General features: G+C 60.2%; 16 protein-coding genes. 3 read left to right on the forward strand and 13 right to left on the reverse strand.

Annotation, left to right across the window (positions count from 1 at the left end; translation table 11 throughout):
• The first annotated feature begins 154 nt into the window (after window positions 1-154).
• A complete protein-coding gene (gene arfA, locus QK293_RS17075) occupies window positions 155-319 on the forward strand; it encodes an alternative ribosome rescue factor ArfA (protein WP_008152840.1) in 165 nt (54 codons plus the stop codon).
• Between the two features lie 62 nt (window positions 320-381).
• Window positions 382-1,704, forward strand: a complete 1,323-nt coding sequence (locus tag QK293_RS17080; RefSeq protein WP_282379081.1) for a lytic murein transglycosylase — start codon at window positions 382-384, stop codon at window positions 1,702-1,704.
• Window positions 1,705-1,795: 91 nt separating this feature from the next.
• Here QK293_RS17080 and QK293_RS17085 read toward each other — a convergent pair whose 3' ends face one another.
• The 13 genes from QK293_RS17085 to QK293_RS17145 form a co-directional block, all read right to left on the reverse strand.
• Window positions 1,796-2,746, reverse strand: coding sequence for an LD-carboxypeptidase (locus tag QK293_RS17085; RefSeq protein ID WP_282379083.1), 951 nt, complete (start codon window positions 2,744-2,746; stop codon window positions 1,796-1,798).
• A 162-nt stretch (window positions 2,747-2,908) separates the two neighbouring features.
• Complete coding sequence (gene lipA / locus QK293_RS17090; RefSeq protein ID WP_177412248.1) at window positions 2,909-3,910, reverse strand: lipoyl synthase; 1,002 nt, start codon at window positions 3,908-3,910, stop codon at window positions 2,909-2,911.
• A gap of 25 nt (window positions 3,911-3,935) precedes the next feature.
• Window positions 3,936-4,583: a lipoyl(octanoyl) transferase LipB gene (lipB, locus tag QK293_RS17095; protein WP_282379085.1), complete on the reverse strand. Its 648-nt coding sequence runs from the start codon at window positions 4,581-4,583 to the stop codon at window positions 3,936-3,938.
• Window positions 4,583-4,858: a DUF493 domain-containing protein gene (locus QK293_RS17100; protein WP_054052426.1), complete on the reverse strand. Its 276-nt coding sequence runs from the start codon at window positions 4,856-4,858 to the stop codon at window positions 4,583-4,585. Before QK293_RS17100 ends, lipB begins: the two co-directional genes overlap by 1 nt.
• Before the next feature lie 80 nt (window positions 4,859-4,938).
• Window positions 4,939-6,096: a D-alanyl-D-alanine carboxypeptidase family protein gene (locus QK293_RS17105; protein ID WP_282379090.1), complete on the reverse strand. Its 1,158-nt coding sequence runs from the start codon at window positions 6,094-6,096 to the stop codon at window positions 4,939-4,941.
• Between the two features lie 181 nt (window positions 6,097-6,277).
• On the reverse strand, window positions 6,278-7,288 hold the full coding sequence (locus QK293_RS17110) for a septal ring lytic transglycosylase RlpA family protein (protein WP_282379092.1): 1,011 nt from the start codon (window positions 7,286-7,288) through the stop codon (window positions 6,278-6,280).
• The gene (gene mltB / locus QK293_RS17115) at window positions 7,288-8,298 is read right to left on the reverse strand and encodes a lytic murein transglycosylase B (RefSeq protein ID WP_282379093.1); all 1,011 of its coding nucleotides are present in this window, start codon (window positions 8,296-8,298) and stop codon (window positions 7,288-7,290) included. Before mltB ends, QK293_RS17110 begins: the two co-directional genes overlap by 1 nt.
• Before the next feature lie 17 nt (window positions 8,299-8,315).
• Window positions 8,316-9,419 (reverse strand): rod shape-determining protein RodA, encoded by a 1,104-nt coding sequence (gene rodA, locus QK293_RS17120; RefSeq protein WP_282379335.1) that lies wholly within the window; start codon window positions 9,417-9,419, stop codon window positions 8,316-8,318.
• A gap of 31 nt (window positions 9,420-9,450) precedes the next feature.
• On the reverse strand, window positions 9,451-11,346 hold the full coding sequence (gene mrdA / locus QK293_RS17125) for a penicillin-binding protein 2 (protein ID WP_282379095.1): 1,896 nt from the start codon (window positions 11,344-11,346) through the stop codon (window positions 9,451-9,453).
• A 10-nt stretch (window positions 11,347-11,356) separates the two neighbouring features.
• Window positions 11,357-11,824: a 23S rRNA (pseudouridine(1915)-N(3))-methyltransferase RlmH gene (gene rlmH / locus QK293_RS17130; protein ID WP_282379097.1), complete on the reverse strand. Its 468-nt coding sequence runs from the start codon at window positions 11,822-11,824 to the stop codon at window positions 11,357-11,359.
• A 9-nt stretch (window positions 11,825-11,833) separates the two neighbouring features.
• Window positions 11,834-12,328, reverse strand: a complete 495-nt coding sequence (rsfS, locus tag QK293_RS17135; RefSeq protein ID WP_282379099.1) for a ribosome silencing factor — start codon at window positions 12,326-12,328, stop codon at window positions 11,834-11,836.
• A gap of 72 nt (window positions 12,329-12,400) precedes the next feature.
• Complete coding sequence (gene nadD, locus QK293_RS17140) at window positions 12,401-13,090, reverse strand: nicotinate-nucleotide adenylyltransferase (protein ID WP_282379101.1); 690 nt, start codon at window positions 13,088-13,090, stop codon at window positions 12,401-12,403.
• 1 nt (window position 13,091) lies between these two features.
• Window positions 13,092-14,363 (reverse strand): glutamate-5-semialdehyde dehydrogenase, encoded by a 1,272-nt coding sequence (locus QK293_RS17145; RefSeq protein ID WP_282379104.1) that lies wholly within the window; start codon window positions 14,361-14,363, stop codon window positions 13,092-13,094.
• Window positions 14,364-14,552: 189 nt separating this feature from the next.
• Here QK293_RS17145 and QK293_RS17150 point away from each other — a divergent pair, with 189 nt between their 5' ends.
• Entirely contained in the window at window positions 14,553-15,251 is a 699-nt protein-coding gene (locus tag QK293_RS17150; protein ID WP_282379106.1) for a DNA-3-methyladenine glycosylase, read from the forward strand.
• Window positions 15,252-15,254 lie beyond the last annotated feature (3 nt).

Here is a 15,254-nt window from a genome sequence, read left to right on the forward strand (position 1 = left end):
CTGCCACCGTGGCGCATTGACGCCTCGGCTTGGGCGAGTCCATCCAATTACAGGGCGATCGGCGAAAAGTCCTACACATCACGTGGACTAGACAAAACCCAGACTTCGGCCGATGATTTGCACCGCAAAACCCACTCACTTGCGAGAAATCATCATGAGCAAAAAGCCATCCAAAAATGGCCCCAACAAGGCCAAATCCATCATCGCCCAGCCACTGTTCCGCAGCCGTCAGGAACCCGCCGGCAAGGGCAAAGGCAGCTACCGCCGCGAAGCCTTCCAGTCTAATAGCTGGGAGGCTTCTTACTTTCTGGCGGCCTGAAAGGCAAGCGCTCGCTCAACATGTTAAGGTCTGCACCTGATTCGTACTCTCTGGACCCGTGCATGCCCTTTTGTATTTCCCGTCGTTGGCACCTGCGCCAACTGATCGCTGCCTCCAGCCTCATTTTGCTTGTTGCCTGCGCGGAAAAACCCACCGCGGCCAACGCCAAGCCGCTTCAGACCCTTCCCGTCGCGACAGCCCCTGCGGTCATTCCGCCCGTGGTTCCGACCGGTGAAAACCTCGACATCCAACCAACCCAGACCTTCGCCGAATGGCAGGCGGGTTTCCGCAGGGATGCGCTGGCCGCCGGCATCCGCGCCGACCTGTTCGATCGCGCCTTCGCCAATGTCAGCCTGGACACCAGCGTCATCCGTGCCGACCGCAGCCAGCCGGAATTCTCCCGCCCGGTCTGGGAATACCTCGACGGCGCCCTTTCGCCACTGCGGGTACGCAACGGTCAGGCGCTGGTCAGCCAGTACGCTGACATCCTGCAAAGCATCGAACAGCGCTACGGCGTCGACCGTCAGGCGCTGGTCTCGGTGTGGGGCATGGAAAGTAACTTCGGGCAGTTCCAGGGCAACAAGTCGGTGATTAATTCCCTGGCGACCCTGGCCTATGAAGGCCGGCGTCCGGGATTTGCCCACGCACAACTGATCGCCGCCCTGCAGATCCTGCAACAAGGTGATATCGAACCGGAAAAAATGCTCGGTTCCTGGGCTGGCGCCATGGGCCAGACCCAGTTCATCCCGACCACCTACAACACCCACGCCGTGGACTTCGATGGCGATGGCCGCCGCGACATCTGGGGCAGCCCCGCCGACGCCCTGGCCTCGACGGCGCACTACCTGCAAAGCTCAGGCTGGCAGAAAGGCCAGCCGTGGGGTTTCGAAGTGCAACTGGCGAGTGGCTTCAACTACGTCCTGGCCGATGGCACGACTCGCAAGAGCGTCGCTGAATGGCTGCAACTGGGCGTCACCCTGCCCAATGGCGGTCAGGTTCCGGCAGGCTCCGAGCACCTGTCAGCCGCCCTGCTGCTGCCGGCCGGTTACCGTGGCCCGGCGTTCCTGGTCCTCGACAACTTCCGCGCGATCCTCAAGTACAACAACTCGTCGTCCTACGCGTTGGCCGTGAGTCTGTTGTCCGAGCGTTTCAACGGTGCGGGCCTGATCAACGGCACATGGCCGAAAGATGATTTGCCGTTGAGCCGTACCGAGCGGATCGAATTGCAAAGCCTGTTAAGCGCGCAGAACTACGACGCGGGCAACGCCGACGGAATTATCGGCGCCAATACGCGCAAAGCGATCCGCAGCGCCCAGCAGTCGTTTGGCTGGCCGGCGGATGGGTATCCGACGCACAAGTTGCTCGAAGGCCTGCGTAACCGCTAAAAGCATCGCGGGCAAGCCTCGCTCCTACGGATCACGCAATCGTGTAGGAGCGAGGCTTGCCCGCGATGACTGACTGTCAGACGACCAATATCTAACGTTTGACGACCACATCCTGCTCCAACATTAATTCCTTGTTCCCCGCATCCAGCCTCACCAGCGCGCCCATCGGCAACGTCAGGTTCGGATCGCAATGCCCGCTGCGCCACCCGGCCAGCACCGGGATGCGCAACGGCGCAAAGGTCTGCTTGAGCAAACGCTCCAGCGCAACCCCATCTACCCCCGCCACATCCCCCACCAGAACCCCGCGCAGTTTGTTCAACGTGCCCGCCAGGCGCAGATGGGTCAGCAGCCGGTCGATTCGATACAACGGCTCGTTGATGTCCTCGATGAACAGAATGACGCCCTCGGCATCCATCTCGTAAGGCGTACCCATGGTGGCAGCGATCATCGACAAATTACCCCCAAGCAAACGCCCGTGAGCGATACCAGGCTCAATCGTGGTCAACGGGTAGGCCACCGGATGCGTCAGCACGCTGCCGGCCCTCACCTGTCCTCTCAGCATGTTGAAGAACGAAGACTCGGTAGGTTTTTGCTTGTCACCCAGCAGGTCGGCGTTGAGCATCGGGCCATGAAAGGTCACGAAACCCGCATAACGGCTGATCGCCAAGTGCAGCGCGGTGACGTCACTGTAGCCGATGAACGGCTTGGCATTGTTGCGCAGCAATTCGAAATCAATACGGTCAAGCAATCGCGGCGTACCGTAACCACCGCGCAGACAGATGATTGCGTCGACCTCACTGTCAGCGAACGCCCCGTGCAGATCATTGAGCCGTACATCATCACTGCCGGCCAGATAGTCATCTTTCTCGTACACGCCGGGGAAAACCCGCAGCGAATATCCGCGAGCACGCATCCAGTCGATGGCTTTATCGGTGTCCAGCGGTGCGGGACCGGCAGGCGCGATGACGCCAATCAGCCCTTGGGACGCCAAGGCCGGAACGGGTGTGTGAGGACAAAGCGTGTGGGTCGGTCGAACGGTCATCCATGAATCTCCCTGCGTGAAAGCATCAAGCACACAGTAGTCAGGAACGGGGACAAACAGAAGAGGGTCAGTCGCCCCGCAGGTTGCAGGAAAAGACTGTAGTGGCCGTAGGCACGGCCAACAAAAACGCCCGCAAGGCTGAAAAGCCTTGCGGGCGCTTTGTTATAAGGACGACATCAATTCAGCTTTAACCAGCTTCGCCTGCTCGTCGGCGTGGTACGAGGAACGTACCAGCGGGCCGGAAGCGACGTTCTTGAAGCCCATCTTGTAACCTTCCTCGGCGAACCAGGCGAAGGTGTCCGGGTGCACAAAACGCTGCACCGGCAAGTGGCTACGGGACGGTTGCAGGTATTGGCCCAGAGTCAACATGTCGATGTCGTGCTCGCGCATGCGCTTCATGACTTCGATCACTTCTTCGTCGGTCTCGCCCAAGCCCAGCATCAGGCCGGACTTGGTCGGAATGTGCGGCATCATTTGCTTGAAGCGTTGCAGCAGGGTCAGCGACCACTGGTAATCCGAGCCCGGACGCGCAGCCTTGTACAGGCGCGGCACGGTTTCCAGGTTGTGGTTGAACACATCCGGCGGCTCGGCAGCGGTGATTTCCAGCGCTACGTCCATACGGCCGCGGTAGTCCGGGACCAGGGTTTCGAGCTGTACGTTCGGCGACAGTTTGCGGATTTCGCGAATGCAGTCGGCAAAGTGCTGGGCACCGCCGTCACGCAGGTCGTCGCGGTCTACCGAGGTAATCACCACGTACTTGAGTTTCAGGTCGGCAATGGCAATGGCCAGGCTTTCCGGCTCGTTGACGTCCAGCGGCTTCGGACGACCGTGACCCACATCGCAGAACGGGCAGCGACGGGTGCAGATGTCACCCATGATCATGAAGGTCGCAGTGCCACCGGAGAAGCATTCGCCCAGGTTCGGGCAGGACGCCTCTTCGCACACACTGTGCAGCTTGTGTTTGCGCAGCAGGGCCTTGATGCGGTCGACTTCCGGGGAAACCGGGATGCGCACGCGGATCCAGTCGGGTTTCTTCGGCAGTTCGGTGGTCGGAATGATCTTCACCGGGATACGTGCAACCTTCTCGGCGCCGCGCAGCTTGACGCCGGCTTCAACCTTGGCACGCGGGGCCGGACGTTCGGTGACATCGAGCGTCGGGATCATGGTTTGCACTGCATCAGTAGTCATATCAGTCGATTCCGCCCGTTAGGGTCGTCTGCTCAGCATAGTCGAGGTGTTTGACGAGCTGCGCGCGCAGCCGGGCACTTACCTCGGCAAATTCAATCGATCCTGCGTGATCGCGCAACTGGGTCATCGCCAGCCCGGCGTAGCCGCAGGGATTAATCCGTCGAAACGGTTCCAGGTCCATGTCCACGTTCAGGGCCAAGCCATGAAAGGAGCAACCATGGCGGATCCGCAGGCCGAGAGAAGCGATTTTCGCCCCATTGACGTAGACACCCGGAGCATCCGGTTTGGCCACGGCGGTGACGCCGTAGCTGGCCAGCAACTCAATCAGGCAGTGTTCCATGCGGCTGACCAGGTCACGCACTCCAAAACCCAGCTTGCGAACGTCGAGCAACAGGTAGGCCACCAGTTGACCGGGGCCGTGATAAGTCACCTGACCACCGCGATCAACCTTTACCACCGGAATATCCCCCGGCAGCAACACGTGCTCGGCCTTGCCGGCCTGCCCCTGGGTGAACACCGGTGGGTGCTCGACCAGCCAGATCTCGTCGGCGGCATCGCTGCCGCGTTCGTTGGTGAAGCGTTGCATGGCATGCCAGACCGGCTCGTAAGCCAGCTGGCCGAGCTCGCGAAAGCCCAGCGTGCCAGACATCACAGCACCATGTGCACGAAACCGGTAGCACGCAACTCACTGTTGATGTCGTACAGCTGATCTTGACCGGTGGCGATGATGTGCAACTGGATGGTGGTGTACTTGCCGTTACTGCTTTGGCGTTCGTCCACTTTCTCATCGTTGATCGTCGCGTGTTTCTTGACGATATCGATGATCTTTTGCTTGATGTCGACAATGGTGTCGCCGATCACTTTGATCGGGTAATCATTGGCAGGGAATTCGATCTTTGGCGCCTTTACTTCGGTGTCTGTCATGGCGTAACGGCCTCGTAAGCCGTGGCAACGGACATGGCCCCGTTCCGGATTGGAACAGGGCCATGCAAGTCCACACTAATTCAGTTGAACAAGCCGTAGAAGAATAGACGGATGCTATCCCACATGCGACGGAAGATACCACCCTCGTCAACCGCGTCCAGAGCGATCAGATCAGCGCTGTGCACGACCTTGTCGTCCAGTTTCACTTCGACTTTACCGATCACGTCGCCCTTGGCGATTGGCGCAACCAGTTGCGGGTTCATGGTCATGCTGGCGGCGAGCTTTTTCAGCTGGCCTTTCGGCAGGGTCATGGTCAGGTCTTGGGCCAGGCCGGCCTTGACTTGATTGGTGGTGCCTTTCCAGACAGGAGCCTGAGCCAGCTCGGCGCCTTTCTGATAGAACGTCTGGGTTTCGAAGAAGCGGAAACCGTACGTCAGCAACTTCTGGGTTTCAGACGCACGCGCCACTTCGCTGTTGGTGCCGAACACCACGGCGATCAGGCGCATGCCGTCACGCACAGCCGAAGACACCATGCAGTAGCCGGCTTCGTCGGTGTGACCGGTTTTCAGACCGTCGACAGTCTTGTCGCGCCACAGCAGCAGGTTACGGTTAGGCTGCTTGATGCCGTTCCAGAAGAACTCTTTCTGCGAGTAGATCGCATAGTGAGCCGGGTCTTCGTGGATGATCGCGCGAGCCAGCACGGCCATGTCGTGAGCCGACGAGTAGTGCTCAGGGTTCGGCAGGCCGGTCGGGTTCATGAAGTGGCTGTTGGTCATGCGCAGGTCGGCCACGGTTTTGTTCATCATGTCAGCGAAGGCGTCTTCGCTGCCGGCGATGTGCTCGGAGAGCGCAACACTGGCGTCGTTACCCGACTGAATGATGATGCCGTGCAGCAGGTCGCTGACAGTCACCTGCGAGCCGACTTTAATGAACATCCGCGAACCGCCGGTACGCCAGGCGTTTTCGCTGACGGTCACCGGATCGTTTTCACCGATCTGGCCACGACGAATTTCCAGGGTCGCGATGTACGCGGTCATCAGCTTGGTCAGGCTGGCCGGAGGCAGACGCTGGTCACCGTTGTTCTCTACCAGCACGTTGCCGCTGCTGGCGTCCATGAGTACGTAGGCTTTGGCGGCCAGTTGCGGTGGCGACGGCATCATCTCGACCGCGAAAGCGGCAGGCGAGAGGAGCAGCGGGACTAGCAGGCACAGGCGTTTGGCAAAGGTGGTGATGTTCATCCGTCTCTCGAAATCGCTAATGGAAACTGCCCAAGGGCAAAACTAATCAGATGACCTTCTAACGGGTCATCGCGTGTTCAGTTGCTCACTCTGTAACCCTTGCCGGGCTTTTGTTCTTTAACGAGCCAACAACCCGATTCGCCCCTCAACCGCAAACGAACCGTCAATCAAGTACTACGTATTACTCGGCAGTGACCAGGCTCGGCGAACCGAGATTGGCCATTCGCACGCTGTTCTGCACTTGCTGGATTTCACCCGGCGAACCGATTGGCCCCAGGCGCACCCGATGCAGCGTCTGTTGATTGCGCACGATCGAGCTGATGAACACCGGAGCGCTCACCATCCCGCTGAGCTTCGATCTCAGGAGTTCTGCAGCGTCCGGGTTGGCGAACGCGCCCACCTGCAGATACTGGCCAGAGGCTGGTACAGAAGCGTTTTTTTTTGCATCGATCTGCAAGGGCACAACGGCCGCGGCGTGTTGCTGCGGCGGTGGCGTCCATTGCTCGACCGTGCCGGCCGAAGCGGTAATCACCGGGGCGCTATTCTGCGCGACTTGCGGCTCGTTGAGCATCAAAGGCGCCGGACGGCCCTTTTGTGCCCACCACTGCTGCGGATCGATACCTTCGACCTTGACCCGCGCGGTACCAGTTTCGGCGTAACCGAGCTTTTTGGCGGCGGCATAGGACAAGTCGATGATCCGGTCCGAGTAGAACGGCCCGCGGTCGTTGACACGCAGGATCACCGTTTTGTTGTTGTCCAGGTTGGTCACCCGAACGTAACTCGGCAGTGGCAAGGTTTTGTGTGCGGCGCTCATGCCGTACAGGTCGTAAACCTCGCCATTGGCGGTGTTCTGACCGTGAAACTTGGTGCCGTACCACGACGCTGTGCCCGAAGCGACGTAAGTCTTGGACTCTTGCAGCGGGAAGTAAGTCTTGCCCAGCACGGTGTACGGATTGGCTTTATAAGGACCGGAATGCAGGGTCGGCGTGGCATCCGGGATGCGCGATACATCGACGTCCCACCACGGCGCGCCATCTTTGTGCGCACGGTTGATGTCCAGTCCCGGCGCTGCACGCACGGCGGTGGACGACTTTTGGGCCGGCGAACGGCTGGTAGAACAACTGGCGACCAGCACCGCCAACGCGGCGAATGCCATCAGCTTCAGGGGTTTATTCATAGGCAATGCCCGCATTACTTGACGCCCCGTGCTTGGACCAGCTGTTCAGACAGTTGATGTACGGCCATGGCGTACATCACGCTGCGGTTATAACGCGTGATTGCGTAAAAATTCGTCAGGCCCATCCAGTATTCGGGGCCATTGTCACCTTCCAGGCGGAAAGCCGTGACCGGCATATCATCGCGCAGCGCATCATGACTTGACCACCCTAGCGCCCGCAACTCCCCGACGGTTTTAGTGGGTTCGATGCCCGTGGTCAAACCTTCGTCCACCTGCTCGCCACGAACATCGGCGCGGCTGACCACCGGTTCGCCGACGACCCAGCCGTGACGCTTGAAATAACTGGCGACGCTGCCAATGGCATCGTCCGGATTGGTCCAGATATTGATGTGGCCATCACCGTCGAAGTCCACCGCATAGGCGCGAAAACTGCTCGGCATGAACTGCGGCAAGCCCATTGCTCCGGCGTAAGAGCCTTTGAGGGTCAGCGGATCGACCTGCTCTTCCCGGGCCAGCAACAGGAACTCACGCAATTCCTTGCGGAAAAATTCGGCACGGGGAGGATAGTCGAAACCCAGGGTCGACAAGGCATCGATCACCCGGAAATTACCGGTATTTCGCCCAAAAAAGGTCTCAACACCAATGATCGAAACAATAACCTGCGCCGGCACGCCATATTCCTGCTCGGCACGGGCCAGTACCGCCTCGTGCTGACGCCAGAAGTCGACACCACGGGCGACACGCGCGTCGGTGATGAACATCGGGCGATACTCGTTCCACTGCTTGACCCGCTCGGCAGGTTTCGAGATAGCGTCCAGAATCGACTGCTTGCGCTCTGCGTCGCGGAACACGCCCATCAGTTGTTCACCGGCGAAACCGTAGTCGCGGGTCATTTCACCGACGAATTCGGCCACCTGGGGTGAGCCTTCGTAATCGCCGGCCAACGCTTCCTGCGCTGTGCCAAGGATGCTTACCAGGCCGACCCATGGCGCATATCGAGTCGCCCAGCCACGCATTACTTGCATTGAGATCTTCACCTTATTCAAACCTGAGCGATCCACTTACGATGGGTATGGATCGACATCAAAACCCCAAACGCTGACAGCAGCGTCACCAGCGAAGTTCCTCCGTAGCTAATGAACGGCAACGGCACCCCCACAACCGGCAACAGGCCACTGACCATACCGATGTTGACGAAAACGTAAACAAAAAACGTCATGGTCAGGCTGCCCGCGAGCAATTTGCCGAACAATGTCTGTGCCTGGGCAGTAATCACCAGTCCCCGACCGATCAACAACAGGTAAATCAGCAGCAACGCGCAGATACCCACCAAGCCGAATTCTTCGCCCATGACCGCAATAATGAAGTCGGTGTGGCTTTCCGGCAGGAAGTCCAGGTGCGACTGAGTACCGAGCAGCCAGCCCTTGCCAAACACACCGCCGGAACCGATGGCGGCTTTCGACTGAATAATGTTCCAGCCGGTGCCCAGCGGATCGCTCTCCGGGTCGAGGAAGGTCAGGACTCGCTGCTTCTGGTAATCGTGCATGACGAAGTACCACATGGCGACTGCCACCGGCACAGCCGCGGCGAGCACGCTGAGGATCCAGCGCCAGCGCAGGCCGCCCATGAACAACACGAAAGCGCCACCGGCGAGGATCAGCAGCGAAGTGCCGAGGTCGGGCTGGCGCACGATCAGGATGAACGGCAACCCGATCAGAAACAGACTGACGCCCACATGCTTGAGCTGCGGTGGCAAGGTGCGCTTGGACAGGTACCAGGCGATGGTCGCCGGCATCAGGATCTTCATGAATTCCGAGGGCTGGAAGCGGATCACCCCGGGAATGTTGATCCAGCGCGTGGCACCCATGGCGTTATGGCCCATGACGTCCACCACCACCAGCAACAGCACACCGAGCACATAACCGACGGGCACCCAACGGGCCATGAAGCGTGGTTCGAACTGAGCAATGACGATCATCGACACCAGGCCGATGCCGAACGAAGTGGCTTGCTTGGCCAGCAGATCCCAGCTCTTGCCGCTGGCCGAATACAGCACGAACAAGCTGCCAGCGGCGAGGGTCAGCAGCAGGATCAGCAACGGGCCGTCGATGTGCATGCGTTGCAACAGCGTCGCGCGGCGACGCATCACGTCCTCGCTGGAGAGGATGCGATCGAAATTACTCTTCACGGGCCGTAGCCTCCGCACTGATAGGACTGGCGTATTCGGCCTTCAACCGACCGTCCTGGTCCAGAAGCCAGGCGTCCATGATCTGACGCACCACCGGCGCGGCAACGCCGGAGCCGGATTCACCGTTCTCGACCATCACCGACACTACGATTTGCGGGTTTTCGGCCGGCGCGAAGCCGACGAACAAGGCGTGGTCGCGATGGCGTTCCTGAACCTTGGAGCGGTCGTACTTCTCGCCCTGCTTGATCGCAACGACCTGGGCCGTACCACTTTTACCCGCGATGCGGTACTGCGAACCGATCGCCGCTTTGCGTGCCGTACCACGGGCACCGTGCATGACCTGCTGCATCCCGTGATTGACCTTGGTCCAGTCGGAGGGGTCACGCAGGACGATGTCCGGCATCGGGTTTTCGTCCTTCGGCTTCTCGCCTTCGACGGTCTTGGCCAGGTGCGGACGGTTCCAGACACCTTTGTTGGCGACCAGCGCGGTGGCCTGGGCCAGCTGCAACGGCGTGGACTGCATGTAGCCCTGCCCAATCCCGAGAATCAGTGTTTCGCCCGGGTACCAGGCCTGACGTCGGGTTGCACGCTTCCATTCCCGTGTCGGCATCAATCCCGGCGACTCTTCGAACATGTCGAGGGAGACCTTCTGGCCAATGCCGAATTTGCTCATGTAGGCCGACAACCGATCAATCCCCAGCTTGTGCGCCAAGTCATAGAAGTAGGTGTCGTTGGACCGCATGATCGCCGTGTCCAGATCGACGTAGCCGTCACCGGTACGGTTCCAGTTACGGTATTTGTGGTCGTAATTGGGCAACTGGTAATAGCCGGGATCGTAGACCCGACTCGACGCAGTCACGACACCAGCATCCAGCCCGGCAATCGCCACCGCCGGTTTGATGGTCGAGCCCGGCGGGTAGAGGCCACGCAGCACGCGGTTGAACAGTGGCCGGTCGATGGAATCGCGCAGCTCGGCATAGGCTTTGAAGCCGATGCCGGTGACGAACAGGTTCGGGTCAAAACTCGGCTGACTGACCATCGCCAGGACTTCGCCGGTTTTCGGGTCCAGCGCCACCACCGCGCCACGACGACCGCCGAGTGCAGCTTCGGCCGCTTCCTGCAATTTGATGTCCAGGCTCAAGACGATGTCCTTGCCGGGAATCGGATCGGTACGCTTGAGCACACGCAATACGCGGCCTCGAGCGTTGGTCTCGACTTCTTCGTAACCCACCTGACCGTGCAGCTCGGGCTCGTAAAAGCGCTCGATACCGGTCTTGCCGATGTGGTGGGTGCCGCTGTAATTGACCGGATCGAGCGACTTCAGCTCTTTCTCGTTGATCCGCCCCATGTAACCCACCGAGTGCGCAAAATGCGCGCCCTGCGGGTAATGACGCACCAGCTGCGCGACCACTTCCACACCGGGCAGGCGGAACTGATTCACCGCGATGCGGGCGATCTGCTCTTCGGTCAGCTCGAACAGGATCGGCACCGGCTCGAACGGCCGGCGCCCCTGACGCATGCGCTTCTCGAAGATCACCCGGTCCTCGGGTGTCAGCTCCAGCACTTCGACGATCACGTCGAGCACTTGCTGCCAGTCGCCCGAGCGCTCGCGGGTCATGCTCAGGCTGAAGCTGGGCCGGTTATCGGCCACCACCACACCATTGCGATCGAAGATCAATCCGCGAGTCGGCGGAATCGGCTGCACATGGACGCGGTTGTTTTCCGACAGGGTCGAGTGGTACTCGTACTGGATCACCTGGAGGAAATACAGCCGCGCAATCAGCACGCAGATCAGCACCACCACCGCAATTGCCCCGAACACGACGCGGCCACGCACCAGACGGGCGTCTTTTTCGTGGTCCTTGATGCGGATCGGCTGGGGCATGAGGGCAGAACTACTTGTGGTAAGGGTGGCCGGACAAGACTGTCCAGGCACGATACAGCTGTTCGCCGATCAGAATTCGCACCAGCGGGTGCGGCAACGTCAACGGCGAGAGCGACCAGCGCTGATCGGCCCGGGCACAGACTTCCGGCGCCAGCCCTTCGGGGCCACCGACCATGAAATTCACCGTGCGCGAGTCCAGCCGCCAATGATCGAGCTCGACCGCCAGCTGCTCGGTGCTCCAGGGCTTGCCGTGGACTTCGAGGGTCACAACGCGCTCGTTCGGCCCGACCTTGGCCAGCATGGCTTCGCCTTCCTGACGGATGAAGCGTGCCACGTCGGCGTTCTTGCCACGGGTGTTGAGCGGTATTTCCACCAGTTCCAGCGCCAGCTCGGACGGAAGACGCTTGGCATATTCATGCCAGCCTTCTTCCACCCACTTGGGCATGCGTGAACCGACGGCGATCAGTCGCAGTCGCACAGCGGTCCCTTATTGCTGGTCTTTGTTGAGCTTGACGAAGTGCTCATGGGTGTTTTCCGGGCTGTGGTGAGCCGCGTTCAGAGCACGGCTCTGTTCTGCACCGGACCACAGACGCTCCAGGTCGTAAAACTGACGAGCCGAGGCGGTCATCATGTGCACGATGACGTCATCCATATCCAGCAGCACCCAGTCGCTGTCGCCCTTGCCTTCTTCACCCAGCGGCTTGACGCCCAGGGCTTTGACCGCTTCGCGGACCTTATCCAGCATCGCGCCGATCTGACGGTTCGAAGTACCGGTGGCGATGATCATGAAGTCAGTGATGCTCTGCTTTTCACGAACGTCGATGACCTGGATGTCCTGGCCCTTCACGTCTTCCAGGGCCGCTACGGCAACCTTGACCAGTTCTTCACCACGCAGCTCAGGGCCGGTTTGAGCCTCTACTGGCAGCGGGGCGCTCTTGAACGTGCCTTTGCGCTTTACTTTAGTTACGTCTTTGTTCGTCATATAAAACTCGTTTTGCTCGTATGTTCGGGCGCTTCGTTACACGTGATCACGTGCCTTGAAGCGCGCCCTTTTTCAGTTCGACGCACGGTAAAGTCCGTGCGCATCGATGTAGGCCAGGACCGCGTCGGGCACCAGGAAACGTACCGACTTACCGCTGGCCAGCAGTTGACGGATCTGGGTGGCGGATACCGCGAGCGGTGTCTGCCAGACGAATGCAATCTGTCCACTCGGCCCCTTCAGGGCCAGCGGGTCGCTTACCGAGCGCGCTGCCAGCAGATTGCGCAAGGCATCCGGCGGTTCGCTGTCGGCATCCGGGCGTTGCAGCACCAGGATGTGGCAATGCTGGAGTAAGTCTTCCCAGCGGTGCCAAGTGGGCAGGCCGCAAAATGCGTCCCAGCCCAAAAGTAGAAAAACCTGGTCTTCAGCGGCCAATTCAGCGCGCATCAGTTCCAGGGTGTCGATGGTGTAGGACGGTTTGTCCCGCTGCAATTCGCGGGCGTCCACCACCAACGGTGCCACGCCGGCCACCGCACACTCGACCATCGCCAGACGGTCCTTTGCCGACACCTGCGGCGTACCGCGATGCGGCGGTCTGGCACTGGGTGTCAGACGCAACTCGTCGAGCGCCAGCGATTCGGCGACTTCCAGCGCACCGCGCAAATGGCCGATGTGCACCGGGTCGAAGGTCCCGCCCAACACGCCAATGCGTCGAGGCGCAGGCTCGCTGGCGGTTTCCGGGGCTGACGCTTTGAGGTCGCCCAAGTCAGACCGACGCCTGGCCGCGCAACTGACCATCACCGACCACGATGTACTTCTCGCAGGTCAGCCCTTCGAGGCCCACCGGGCCGCGGGCGTGCAGCTTATCAGTAGAAATGCCGATCTCGGCACCCAATCCGTATTCGAAGCCATCGGCGAAGCACGTCGGCGTGTTGATCATCACCGACGAGGAATCAACTTCCGCGACGAAACGCCGGGTATCTGCAAGGTTTTCGCTGACGATCGAATCGGTGTGGTGGGAGCCGTACGTATTAATGTGCTCGATGGCCTGGTCCAGCCCGTCGACCACGCGGATCGACAGAATCGGTGCCAGGTATTCGGTGTTCCAGTCTTTTTCTGTTGCCGCGACAGCATCGATGATCGCCCGCGTGCGTTCGCAGCCGCGCAGTTCGACGCCTTTTTCGCGGAACTGTGCCGCCATCGACGGCAGGAAATCTCTGGCAACGACTTGATCCACCAGCAGGGTTTCCATGGCGCCGCAGATGCCATAGCGGTAAGTCTTGGCATTGAACGCGATGCGCTGGGCTTTCGGCAGGTCGGCGTGGGCACTCACGTAGACGTGACAGATGCCGTCCAGGTGTTTGATCACCGGTACACGTGCATCGCGACTGACCCGTTCGATCAGGCCACGGCCGCCACGGGGCACGATGACGTCGACGTATTCAGGCATGGTAATCAGCGCACCAACGGCGGCACGATCGGTCGTTTCGACCACTTGCACCACGGCGGCGGGCAAATCGGCCTCGGCCAGACCGCGCTGGAGGCAGGCCGCGATGGCACGATTGGAATGAATCGCCTCGGAGCCGCCACGCAGGATGGTCGCGTTGCCGGACTTCAGGCACAGGCTGGCGGCATCGATGGTCACGTTCGGTCGAGATTCGTAGATGATCCCGATCACGCCCAACGGCACGCGCATCTTGCCGACCTGAATGCCCGAAGGCCGATAGCTCATGTCGCGGATCGCACCGACCGGGTCCGGCAGCGCCGCCACCTGACGCAGACCCACAATCATGCCGTCAATGCGTTCCGGGGTCAGCGCCAGGCGCTCAAGCAATGCGGGTTCAAGACCATTGGCACGGCCAGCAGCCAAATCCAGCTCATTGGCAGCCGTCAGCTCGGCGCGTGCAGCGTCCAACGCATTGGCAGTAGCCTGCAACGCACGGTTTTTCTGCGCAGTGCTGGCACGGCCGATGACGCGAGAAGCTTCGCGGGCAGCGCGACCCAAACGGGTCATGTAGTCAAGAACGGACTCAGTCATTGTCTGTGGTGGTCTTTGCTAAGGTCTTGGTAAAGAGTAAAGCGGCAGATTATAGCTGGCGCGCCCCCCGACTAACAGCGGTGACGGGCGGATGGTCGAAATGGAGGGCAATTTGCCGACGTTCAGCCGTGATTAAGCTGCAAATTGTTATCATCACGACTCAATCAGCCCTGATTAACGCCGTTCATCATGTCCAATCTGACTGTTCGCACGTCCGCTACGAGCCTGCCCAAGGGGCTCGCGGATGCTTTTTTCGACAGAGATGCCCAAACGCTGGCCCGGGATCTACTCGGCAAAGTCATCCGTCACCGGGTCGGTGATCTGTGGCTCAGTGCCCGGATTATCGAGACTGAGGCCTATTACTTCGAAGAAAAAGGCAGCCACGCCTCTCTCGGCTACACAGAAAAACGTAAGGCTTTGTTTCTGGATGGCGGCCATATCTACATGTACTACGCCCGCGGTGGCGACTCCCTGAACTTCAGCGCCAAAGGCCCCGGCAATGCGGTGCTGATTAAATCCGGCTATCCATGGGTTGATGAGCTGAGCGGGCCGGCGAGCCTGGCGCAGATGCTGGTGAACAATCCCGATGCTCAGGGCCGCCCTCGCCCCTCGCAAAAGCTTTGCGCCGGACAGACTTTGCTCTGCAAGGCGCTGGGCCTGAAGGTACCGGTCTGGGACGCCAGGCGCTTCGACCATGAAGTGCTGCTGGTGGAAGATGTCGGCCCGGCGCCTGGTCACATCATACAAACCACACGCCTGGGCATTCCCCACGGACGCGATGAGCATTTGATGTACCGTTTCGTCGATTCGGCTTACGCGCCGTATTGCACGCGCAACCCGCTGCGACGGGGACAGGTCGAAGGTCGCGATTATTTTTTGCTGACCTGAACA

It is taken from the genome of Pseudomonas sp. AL03, assembly GCF_029960815.1.
Lineage (GTDB): Bacteria > Pseudomonadota > Gammaproteobacteria > Pseudomonadales > Pseudomonadaceae > Aquipseudomonas.